Annotated in this window: 10 protein-coding genes; 6 read left to right on the top strand and 4 right to left on the bottom strand. The window is 67.1% G+C overall.

The window, feature by feature from the left end:
* Nucleotides 1-36 precede the first annotated feature (36 nt).
* Nucleotides 37-1,107, bottom strand: coding sequence for a hypothetical protein (locus AB0I35_RS05925; protein WP_357394631.1), 1,071 nt, complete (start codon nucleotides 1,105-1,107; stop codon nucleotides 37-39).
* Nucleotides 1,108-1,360: 253 nt separating this feature from the next.
* Here AB0I35_RS05925 and AB0I35_RS05920 point away from each other — a divergent pair, with 253 nt between their 5' ends.
* A complete protein-coding gene (locus AB0I35_RS05920; RefSeq protein ID WP_357394630.1) occupies nucleotides 1,361-1,894 on the top strand; it encodes a hypothetical protein in 534 nt (177 codons plus the stop codon).
* 284 nt (nucleotides 1,895-2,178) lie between these two features.
* On the opposite strand, the gene AB0I35_RS05915 is transcribed toward AB0I35_RS05920, so the two are convergent.
* Complete coding sequence (locus AB0I35_RS05915) at nucleotides 2,179-3,045, bottom strand: LysR family transcriptional regulator (protein WP_357394629.1); 867 nt, start codon at nucleotides 3,043-3,045, stop codon at nucleotides 2,179-2,181.
* A 128-nt stretch (nucleotides 3,046-3,173) separates the two neighbouring features.
* Here AB0I35_RS05915 and AB0I35_RS05910 point away from each other — a divergent pair, with 128 nt between their 5' ends.
* From AB0I35_RS05910 to AB0I35_RS05890, 5 genes are all read left to right on the top strand, one after another.
* The gene (locus AB0I35_RS05910) at nucleotides 3,174-3,722 is read left to right on the top strand and encodes an NAD(P)H-dependent oxidoreductase (RefSeq protein ID WP_357394628.1); all 549 of its coding nucleotides are present in this window, start codon (nucleotides 3,174-3,176) and stop codon (nucleotides 3,720-3,722) included.
* 384 nt (nucleotides 3,723-4,106) lie between these two features.
* Nucleotides 4,107-5,285, top strand: a complete 1,179-nt coding sequence (locus tag AB0I35_RS05905) for a ThiF family adenylyltransferase (RefSeq protein ID WP_357394626.1) — start codon at nucleotides 4,107-4,109, stop codon at nucleotides 5,283-5,285.
* Complete coding sequence (locus AB0I35_RS05900; RefSeq protein WP_357394624.1) at nucleotides 5,282-5,914, top strand: GNAT family protein; 633 nt, start codon at nucleotides 5,282-5,284, stop codon at nucleotides 5,912-5,914. The genes AB0I35_RS05905 and AB0I35_RS05900 overlap by 4 nt, the downstream gene beginning before the upstream one ends.
* A 175-nt stretch (nucleotides 5,915-6,089) precedes the next feature.
* Nucleotides 6,090-7,064: a helix-turn-helix domain-containing protein gene (locus AB0I35_RS05895; protein WP_357145768.1), complete on the top strand. Its 975-nt coding sequence runs from the start codon at nucleotides 6,090-6,092 to the stop codon at nucleotides 7,062-7,064.
* 198 nt (nucleotides 7,065-7,262) lie between these two features.
* Entirely contained in the window at nucleotides 7,263-7,475 is a 213-nt protein-coding gene (locus tag AB0I35_RS05890; RefSeq protein WP_067492902.1) for a helix-turn-helix transcriptional regulator, read from the top strand.
* A 64-nt stretch (nucleotides 7,476-7,539) separates the two neighbouring features.
* Here AB0I35_RS05890 and AB0I35_RS05885 read toward each other — a convergent pair whose 3' ends face one another.
* Nucleotides 7,540-8,913 (bottom strand): cutinase family protein, encoded by a 1,374-nt coding sequence (locus AB0I35_RS05885; protein ID WP_357394622.1) that lies wholly within the window; start codon nucleotides 8,911-8,913, stop codon nucleotides 7,540-7,542.
* A gap of 148 nt (nucleotides 8,914-9,061) precedes the next feature.
* Nucleotides 9,062-10,018, bottom strand: coding sequence for an NAD(P)-binding domain-containing protein (locus AB0I35_RS05880; RefSeq protein ID WP_357394620.1), 957 nt, complete (start codon nucleotides 10,016-10,018; stop codon nucleotides 9,062-9,064).
* Nucleotides 10,019-10,229: the final 211 nt, after the last annotated feature.

The following is a 10,229-nucleotide window of genomic DNA, read 5'->3' as shown; positions in this document are numbered from 1 at the left end:
GGCTGGCGGCATATCGGGGCGAACGCACCTGCGGATTCAGCAGTTCTGTTGGAATGGGTAGCACCCGTGGGGGGCCGCCTTCGTCACCGGCGCTGGCGCCGGAGCTGGGGATGTGGGGGCCTGTTCAGGATTGTCGGCGACCTCCGGCGAGGGGTAGGGATCCTCCTGCTCGACGGTCGCCGTACGGCCGGTTTCGGCCGGTGCATCTGCCCGGTCGTCGGGGGTCAGCAGTAGCCAGACCCCGATACCAAGCGCGGCGAATACCGCAGCGGCGGCGACCAGCATTCCGGTATGGGCGGGTGTTCGTGGCTGGCACGCGACGGATCGAGGCGGTTCGGGATCGGTGTGAGGCCTGTTCTTTGTGGGGGCGTGTCCGAGGTCAGATGGCTGGGATGCGGGCGACAGCAGGGGTACCTGTGGTGGTTGCTGTCGCACCATGGGAGGAACGAGAGGCGGCGGGGTGGGGTTGTGGCGACGGACAGTGCCCGAAGTACGGGGTATGGGCAAGGCTCTAGCAAGGGCGGTCCGCGGGATCGTCGACGGGAAGGGGATCTGGTCCCGGCTGATCTGTATGTGTTGGACGTGTATCTCCTCCGTCAGGCGGTTGAGACGGAACCGGCCGACGGCGAACCAGTCGTCGTATACGCCTTCGCCGCCGTGGTGTTGGCCGGCACAGATGCAGACGCATTTCCAGACCGTTTCCGCGTCGGCGGTTTGGCAGCTGTGGCTGCATTCCATCGCCGGTGAGACCTGGATACGCATCTCGATCTCGCCGTAGCGATCAGCCATTGCCGCTGCCAACGGCAGCAGATGGTTGGCGCTGAGCTCCCACACCCGGACGCCAGCGTTGGTGGCCGACTTGATCGGCGCCCCCTTGCCTACGACTGCCCTGATCCAGGGCTTGTTCGAGACCCCCTCGTAGGGCAGACACACCCGCAACGGACCGTACCGGGCGCTGGTCCGAGATTCGCCTGTCCGCGATCCCCCGAGCAGCATCGTCCGCTCCAGCCACGGCCTATTCGACATCTCGATCCCCTTGTCTAACCTCGGCAACAACGAATGCTTTCGTCGGCCGCGTCTGATCGATGCCAGTGTGCTCTTGGCCACCGACAAACATCGATCACTTCTGCTGAAAGTGTCTCTACAACAACCGAATACAGTCCTCGATTCGACCGTGATCACGGTCGGCGCTAACCACTTTGTGAGCCACGGCCACGTCTCCCGACACGGCGTCTTGCTGTGTCTATCGAGATTGGTTGACGTTCAACAAGATTCGACATCTAGGCTTGCGGGGTGCGGTCCGGTAGCCTCGCAAGTACGGCACTCGTCATTCGGCGGCAGGGCTTTGGGGAGGGTGAGTGTGGCTGGTAATGCGATCTCGGCTCTAGCGGTTTTGGCTGGGGTTCTGCTCGGCGGATGGTTGACCATCCGGAATCACGACCGGCAGTGGCGTCGTGAGCATCAGCGTGAGTGGCGGGAGATCCGTCTGCGGACCTACAACGAATTCGTTACCGCGTACCGACAGTATGTCGCGTTCGCCGTTGATCCGGCGGCGCACATCACGGCTGTGCCGCATCCGTGGCACACCGGCCAGCTCATGCCGTTCTTCGACGAAGCGGGACGCCCATACAAGGAGCGACTCGAGTCGGCTTGGGTCTCCACCAGACTGACCTACGAATCGATGGAAGCCGCGAGTGCCAGCTTGCGTGTGCTCACCGCCGCGCGGCAGGTCGCCGCGGCGAGGGGGACGTCGGCCGCCAGCGATATTCCATCGGAGCTGTTCAAGGAGCTATGGGCCGCGCAGGACGCATTCGTCGCTGCTGCGAGGACTGAGTTCGGTCTTGCGGTGCTGCCTGAGGCTCAGGACGCTAGTTCCGAAGGGCTGCTGCCGTAGTTCGCTCGACGTCGGTCGTTCGACCATACTTTGCCCGAGTAGTTCGTCGTGCAACATACGTGCAATAGTGCAGCCCAATGTTGCCTATCGGTGCGTACATCTCCGCGATCGCGATCGCGATCGCGATGGCAGGGCAAAGTTCCAGGTAGATGCCGGTTGTTCGAGGTGGGAGCGGGGTCGGTCTCCTGGCGTCTGCCGGTTCGAAACCAGCTAGGACCACAGAATGAGCAGGTCAGCACCTTTTCGGTGAGGGCCTGCTTTTTTCGTATCCCGAGGGTGGCCACTTACGATCGCAGCTCTGTCGCGATACAGACGAGGTCGGCGACAGTCTTGGATCTGCTGTGCGGCGGCCAGCAGATGACCGTCGTCACTGGCGGTGCATCCGGCACCGGCACGACCGCGAACGCGTCGCTCAGCTGAGCCCGAAGCGACTCGGGTACAACCGCGCAAGCCCGCCCCAGCGCGATCAGCTGCAACAGCTGGCTGTAATTGCGAACCTCAGGGCCGCGGCCGTCCGGGAAACTTCCATCGCGCCGAAGCCAGCGCGGCAAGGGCAGATCCGACAGTGCACCGATCTCTGCCATCGACAGGTGGGACCGGCCGCCCGTGGAGTGCCCCGCGGGCAGCACAACGACCTGCGGCTCGGTATGCAGATCCTCGGCGTCGAACCCAGCCGTCGAGTCGTACGGCCGATGCAGCAGAGCGACATCGGCAGACCCGTTGCGCAGCAATGTTTCCGGTTCACCGGGCCCGCACAGCACCACCTCGACAGGCACAGCGCCGACCTCGGCGGCGTACACCTCCAACAGCCTCGACAACAGTTCGCTCGACGCACCCGCCTTGGCGGCCAGCACCACACCCGGGCGATCGGCAGCGGCCCGGCGAGTACGGCGCTCGGCGGCGTCGACCGCGTCGAGCGCGACCCTGGCCTCCCGCAGCAGCACCGACCCGGCCTCGGTCAACGCGACCGCGCGAGCGGAGCGCCGCAAAAGAACCGTTCCCAGCCGCCGTTCGAGCCGCTGGATCGCCCGCGACAGCGGCGGTTGCGCGATCGCGAGCCGCCGCGCCGCCCGCCCGAAGTGCAACTCCTCCGCGACGGCGACGAAGTAGCGCAACTCCCGGGTCTCCACCAGCGCATCGTAACCAGCCACCACCACCGTCGATACCGCTGCGGTATCGCTGCCGACCTAGTTGGTATTGGTCACGCCGCCCGGCCGCGCCGCAGCATCGAGAGGCCGTCACTACCGATGACGGCCATCGCTCGAACACAGGAGTACCGATGATCAACGTCGCAGTGATCTACTACAGCCGCACCGGGAGCATCAAGGGGCTGGCAGAAGCCGCAGCCGAAGGCGCTGTCGGTGCAGGCGCCCAGGTGCGCTTGCTCCCGGCGGACGCGGCAGGCAACACCGACCTGGAATGGGCCGATGTCGTCCTGTTCGGGACGCCCAGCCACTACGGCACGATCGCCGCGGGGCTCAAGACGTTCATCGACGGCACCGGCGACCTCTGGCGGACCGGCCGACTGGCCGACAAGGTGTACGGAGCCTTCGTCTCCAGCGCGAGCACGCACGGCGGCCAGGAGACCACCCTTGCCTCCTTCACGACGATCTTCACCCACTGGGGCGGGATCATCGTGCCGCCCGGCTTCACCGCGCCGGTGCCTGTCGCCGAACAGATGCGGTCCGGCAACCCCCACGGCGCCGGACACGTCGCCGGCTTCGGCAACCCACCAACGGAGTTCGCATTGGCCGCCGCCCGCCATCAGGCGGGACGCGCTGTCGGGGTGGCGGCCCAACTGGCATCGGCCACCGCATCGGCTCGGTAGTGAACTCGCGGGTAGCCATCTCGATGCTGTCTCCTGAACCGTCAACGTGCGTTACCCGGATTCGGCCGTTCCGCATTCTGGACCGCTATGTTTTCCGATGCGTGAGCGATAGGGGCCAGGTGACCGCGGGGAGCGCGGCGCGGTGCGGTCAATGGAGCCGGTGGGCGCCGGATCGCCCGCCTCACCAGGCGCCGCGGCGGTCGCACGGAGCCCATGCGAGTTCGGTACGGAATGCCCGAATTCGGCCCAGGCGTGACCGCGCCATGCCGAGGGATCCGAGATGCGTTTGCTGAAAGTGTGCTGTCGGTATCCTTTGCGCGTCCTGATAGCCAGGGCCGATCGGATATCCGTTCGGCCTCATGAGAATCGGAGGTCTGCGCGCACATGGTTCCGCATCGCTCGGTCCCGCGTCCGGCGGTACTCACGCCCGGCGCTGCGACATCGCAATTCCGTCCCGTGCTGTTCGACGCGTCGAGCCGCGAAGGACTGCGTGACCTGGAAGCGCTGGCGGCATCGGATGCTGTCGGCGCGGTGCACGACACGATCGAAGATCAGCTCGACGAACTGATTCGCAGCGAGGACCCCGCTGTCGCGCACTCGGCGGACTCGCTGGCGGCGGCGCGTCACCGAATCAGTGGCGGCATGCCGCTGTGGCAGTGGGGGACATGGGTGTTCTATCCGTGGAACGGCCGCCTGGTGCATGTGCTGCCACGCGAGCATTTCCAGCGGCTGCGCACCGACCGCAACCGCGACAAGATCGACCGGGCACAGCAGCACGACCTGCGCGGGCGGCGGATCGGTGTGGTCGGCCTGTCGGTGGGCAACAGCGCGGCCGTCACGTTGGCCATGGAAGGAATCGGCGGGTCCTTCCGGCTGGCCGACTTCGACAGCCTCGGGCTGTCGAACCTGAACCGGCTGCGGGCCGGGGTGAGTGATCTCGGTGTTTCCAAGGCCGTGCTGGCGGCACGCCAGATGTTCGAGATCGACCCCTACCTCGACATCGAGCTGTTCACCACCGGGCTGACCGAGGAATCGATCGGGCCGTTCTTCGACGGCGCCGACGGCACCGCTGCGCTGGATCTGCTGGTCGAGGAATGCGACACGGTGTGGGCGAAAGTCGCCGCTCGCGAATACGCGCGGCGCCGAGGAACCCCGGTCCTGATGGACACCAACGATCGGGGCCTGCTCGACGTGGAACGGTTCGATCTCGAACCCCACCGCCCGCTGTTCCACGGCCGGATCGGTGAATCCACCTCGTCCGATGTCGCGCGGATGAATCGCGGCGAACTGCTGTCGCTCCTGCTGGCGATGGTCGACGAACCACGGCTGAGCCCGGCGATGCGCGACGCCATCGGTGAGATCGGTCGCAGCCTGTCCAGCTGGCCCCAGCTCGCCTCCGGCGTGATGCTCGGCGGCGCTCTCGTGGCGGACACGGCTCGACGCATCCTGCTCGGCGAGCTGATCCCGTCGGGGCGAACCTATATCGACCTCGACGAACTCATACCCGCGCTGGGCCAAGCGATCTCGCCGGAACTCGTGCGGGCGATGGAGGAAGTCCGATGACCATCGACCTGCGCAACGTGGAACTGATCGGCGCGCGGCTGCGACTGCGCGATCTGCGTGCCGACGACCTCGATGTCTACCAGCGGATCTTCACCGACCCACAGCTGACCCGATACATGGGCACCGACAGCCTGGGCGTCCAGGCGGCCGCCGCGTCGTTCGACGCCGCCCTGCGCTCCCGGGGCGAAACTCCGCGCCGCAAGTACACATTGGCGATCACCGCGCCGGACGACGACACCATGGTCGGCACCATCGGCCTGCTGGTGGAGGATTTCGGCAGCAACGCGATGATCGGCGGTCTGGTCGTCGTTCCGGAGGGCTCGCTGCGCGCGGGCGGTATCGAGGCGGGACGGCTCGTGGCGGCATTCGCCTTCGGGCCGCTCGGAATCCACCGGGTCTGGGCGGGGCATCGGCACGATCATCCCGTGATGGACACGGTGATGGCGGGAGTGGGCTTGACACCGGAGGCGCGGCTGCGGCAGCTGTATCGCACCCAGGGCCAGTGGCGCGACGTATGCACCTATGCGGCCTTGCGACCGGAATGGGCTGCGACGGCGACCGCCGCCGAACGTCGAATCCTCGCATCGCGGCCCGCCGGCGCACGGGAACACGCCGCCGCCGGGCGCTGAAATCCGTTGCGTGACCCTGCCGAATCGGGCTCCGGGTTCGCAACGGCGCGATAGCATCGCCGACTACAGGCCCCCGTGCAATCACCTTTGCCCGAATTGCCACCACCCGATGCGCGCAGCGGCCGGCGACGGGAGGGTCTCCACCGCCGGCGAGGATCCGAAGTGGAGATCACCGATGGCAGTGCTGATCGATTCCGACTACTTCACGCCGGCGGACCGGCGGGAGGCGGTCACCGCCATCCTGCAGGAAGCCGATATCGGTGCGAACCTGCGGATGTGGGATTCGCCCGCCGAAGTGGTCAGCAGGCACCAGGCCTGGATGCTCGGCCCGATCGCGCTCACCCGTTCGGAGGTATCCGGTCACCAGGTCTGGCGCACCAGGCGGCATGAGCGGACGACGCCGAGCGACACGTTGACGGTCACAGTCCAGAACGGGCAGGTTCGCAGGCACGAACAATTCGGCGCGCAAACGCTGATCGAACCCGGCGCGTGCGAAGTGATCGACCTGGCGACCACATTCGCCTCCGGCTGGCACGGTCTCGGCGGAACGCTGTGCCTGCAGCTGTCGAGAGAGCGCCTCGGCATCTCCCCGGAAACGGTCGTCGCGGCGCACGGGCGGCTGGCGGCATCGCCGCTGTATCCCATGGTCACTGCACAGATCCAGCATCTCGTGCGGATCGCCGACCAGCTCGAAACCGATCCGGCCGCCGCCTCGGTGGGCGAGTCGTGTCTGGAAATGGTTCGGGCACTGCTGATCTCGGCGGCCGGTCGCGGGCCGGGCGACGGTGCCGCCATCCCGGAGCAGCTGCTGATCGAGCAGATCCTCGGGTACGTGCGGACACATCTGTCCGATTCGACCTTGAAGATCCCCGCGATCGCCGCCGCCAACAACATCTCCGTGCGGCATCTGTACAAGGTGTGCGCCCAGTCCGGGATCAGCCTCGAGCAGTGGATCATCGAGCAGCGTCTGGTCCGGGCCCGTGACATGCTGGTCGACAGGGGCTACGCGCACCGGTCCATCGGTGCGGTGGCCGGTGCCGTCGGCTTCCGCGACGCCGCGCATTTCGCCCGGCGATTCCGCGAGGCGTTCGGCATGACACCGAGGGACTGGCGCCGCAGCGCCACCGATCCGGACAACCCTCCGAAATAGCCGGATTCGGCGCCCGAATGCACGTACGTTTGTGCGTGCACAGTCAGTGGCCGTGCAGTCACAGCCTCCTTCACGGGCCGATTCCCCGATACCTTTCGAATGTGGCTGCGCGAGACCGCATTAGGAGTTCGAGTGTTCGCCGATGGACACCCGCGCCGATGTGGTTCGTGCCGAGGGCATCGAGAGAGAGGGGAGACCATGTCGGCGATCGGCAAAGCGATTCGGGCGGCAAGGATGGCCTCCGGATTCACCCAGGCGGAGTTGGCCGACTGGATCGGAATCGCGGACGGAAACCAGATCAGCCGCTGGGAACGCGGTGTGGTGACACCCAGTGCCGACAATGTCTGCGAGTTGTCGAGGGTGCTGGGGGTGCGTCTCGACAAGTCTGTCGGAGACGCGGTGTCGTGCTGATCTGATGCCGTCGCGCCGGCTCGGGGCAGGTCGAGTCGGCGCGACGGTCGGTGTTCGCCACAGGCTACGAAACGACCTGTGAGCTCAGGTAGCTCAGGAGGATGGGGACGTCGTCGTCGTAGTCGATGTGGGCGCGGGAGGCGTAGAAGTTGGCCATGTCCACACCTTGGCGAGCCAGTTGGACGAGTTCGTCGGTGGTGGCAGGGTCGGTGAGGCTCAGCAGGGTTCGGGTGGTCGCGTGGAGGTCGGCGCGGATGCTCGCGGCGACCGGGCCGAACACGGAGCCGGTGAGGTCGGCGCCGTCGGCGACCAAGGACGCCAGTTCGGCAGCGGCCCCGAGGTGGTCGTTGCGGTCGAGGGATTCGACCGCACGCCAGAGTGTTTCTTGAGTTCGGCCCGCTCTGTCGGCGATGCCGAGCAGGTCGATGTGCGCGAGGGCGTCGGCGATGACACCGACCGCCGCCGTCCGTCCGGTGGGGTCGACGGCGGCAGCCGCGCGGACGACCTCGGCGACCAGCACACGATCCACACCCGCGGCGGCCTGGACCAAGGGTGACAGGGCGGCGTTCAGGGCATCCGCGGCCCGGCGCGCACTGCGGATATCACCCGCCGTGATGAATTCCGGGAGCCGGGTCAGGTTGTCGGTGATGGTCGGCAGGTTCGCCGCGGTGGCAGTCCAGCCGGCGCCCATCGTGACGGCTTGCGCGATCAGCGTGTTCGGATCGACCGTAGGGGGAACGAGGTTCGCGATCGGCCCGGGATCACCACTGAGTACGCGGCCGACCACGGCGAGGAAGGGGGAGGTGGCGGAATCGAGGGCACAGTACAGATCGCCGTCGGCGCACAGAGTGCGGACCCGGTCGGTCAGCGCGCCGAAATCTCGGTCCCGAGCCCCGGCGATACCGTAGCCCGGTTGCGGATCACCCAGAGAGAGCGTGGTATCCGGATCGCGATGCGGATCGGCGAGCAGCCCGACACCGACCACTCGATCGGCATCGATGGGACCGTCACCATGGCCGATCGCGGTCGCGAGATCACCGACACCGTCCGCGCCCTGGCTGTAACCGGCCAAGACCACCCTCGTCGAGTCGCACAGGCCGCGCAGCATACGGTCCAAGCGGGATTCCAGGGTGCTCAGCGACTCCGCGTAGCTCAACCCCAGATCGAAAGCGCTTGCGGCATAAGGGACGTAGAGCACCGTGATGTCACGCCCGAACCGCTGTCGCAGGCCCTCACCGACCGGCCGCAGCATTCCGACGGGCACCTCGGGATCGGCGTCCGGCGTCGTCTCCCAGGTCCCCGGCGCCAGAATCGCCGTATACGGGGTACAGGGTTGCGTGCCAGGCGTTTCCGCCCGCGCGACACCGGCCACCGCCGTCCCGACCGCGACAACCGCGACGGCCAACGCCACCACACTGGATCTGGACAACCTGTTCATCGACCAATTCCTCTGTTGCCGAAGCATATTCGCGACGCTGCCGAACCGTGCCGACCCGTCGTGACCAATTCTCGACGTCCGCAGCCGGTTACGTCGACACTTTCAGGCACAGTTTCATTTCAGATTGGAATGCCGGGAGCGCTGTGTGTCAGCGCTGAGCCGGCTCGAGCAACGCCGCGCGCAGATCGGGGCGGGGGCCGGTGGGGTCGAGTTCCCGGAGGACGGCGACGGGGCGAGGGTCGGTCGACACCAGCGTAGGAACGACCGACCGGTCGCTCAATGGTGCTCGAGTCAGTCGTGCAGGTACTTGTGGACGAGCATCACGGCCATGGAACCCTCGCCGACCCGACATCTCGGCGGCCGGTGACGAGCCGCGGATCAGCATGATCACCCGGGCCGCACCCTCGGCGAAGTAGATCGCCGCCTGCCCGGCCGAGTTCGCGCCGCCGACGATGTACACCACGGACCCCGCGCACAACGGTGCCTCGGTGAGCGCCGAGAAGTAGTACACGCCGCGCCCGGTGAACCGGTCGATGCCGGGTGCGTCGAGGGTGCGGAAGGTGGCGCCGGTCGCGATGATCACCGATTTCGCCGACACCTCGAGACCGCCCGTGCATCGCACGGTGAAGCCGTTCGGAGTGACGTCGAGTCGCTCGGCGCGGGAACTGATCACCAGCTCGGCGCCGAACTTGCCCGCCTGACGCCGTTCGCGGTCGGTGAGCTGGGCGCCCGGCGCGACGGTGCGCAGCCCCTCCGACGCGCCGTAGACGGCGGCCGCCATACCTGCCGGGCCGCCGCCGACGATCATCAGGTCGTAGTCGCCGGAGCTGGGCTCGGTGTGTAACCCGACCCATCGCGCCAGCTGTGCCTCGTCCATCGGTCGCAGGGCCCGCCCGGCGGAGTCGATCAAGACGGGCGTGTCCTCGGCGCCGAACCCGTGATCGGCCAGCAGTCGGCGCGCCTCCGGATCGGCGAGTTGTCTCCAGCGGCAAGCGATTTCGTTGCGGCTGAGAAATGTCCGGACCGCCGCGCACGCCGGTGACCACAGGTCGCCGACGACGGTGAGCGCCGTGGACCCGTGCTCGTCGCGCGAGGTAGAGGCCATTTTTCGAGGGTAGTCCTGGCCGCTGCGACGGCTGGGGAAGCACGACGTCGAGCATGTCGGCGTCGGCGGTGCCACCCCGGCCGATCACGGCGGTCGCCGAGAGATGAGATCACCGCTGCCGCTTGTCGCCTGGCGGCCGATTGTGCATACTCGGCTGATGACGACAAGTGGAAAGGGCGTCCTCCGCCCGGGCCGTTGAGCCCCTCGCCGG

The sequence above is a fragment of the Nocardia sp. NPDC050378 genome, from assembly GCF_040655675.1.
Lineage (GTDB): Bacteria > Actinomycetota > Actinomycetes > Mycobacteriales > Mycobacteriaceae > Nocardia > Nocardia coubleae.
The sequence above is the reverse complement of the archived record's forward strand: the minus strand, read 5'-3'. Positions and strand labels throughout refer to the sequence as shown.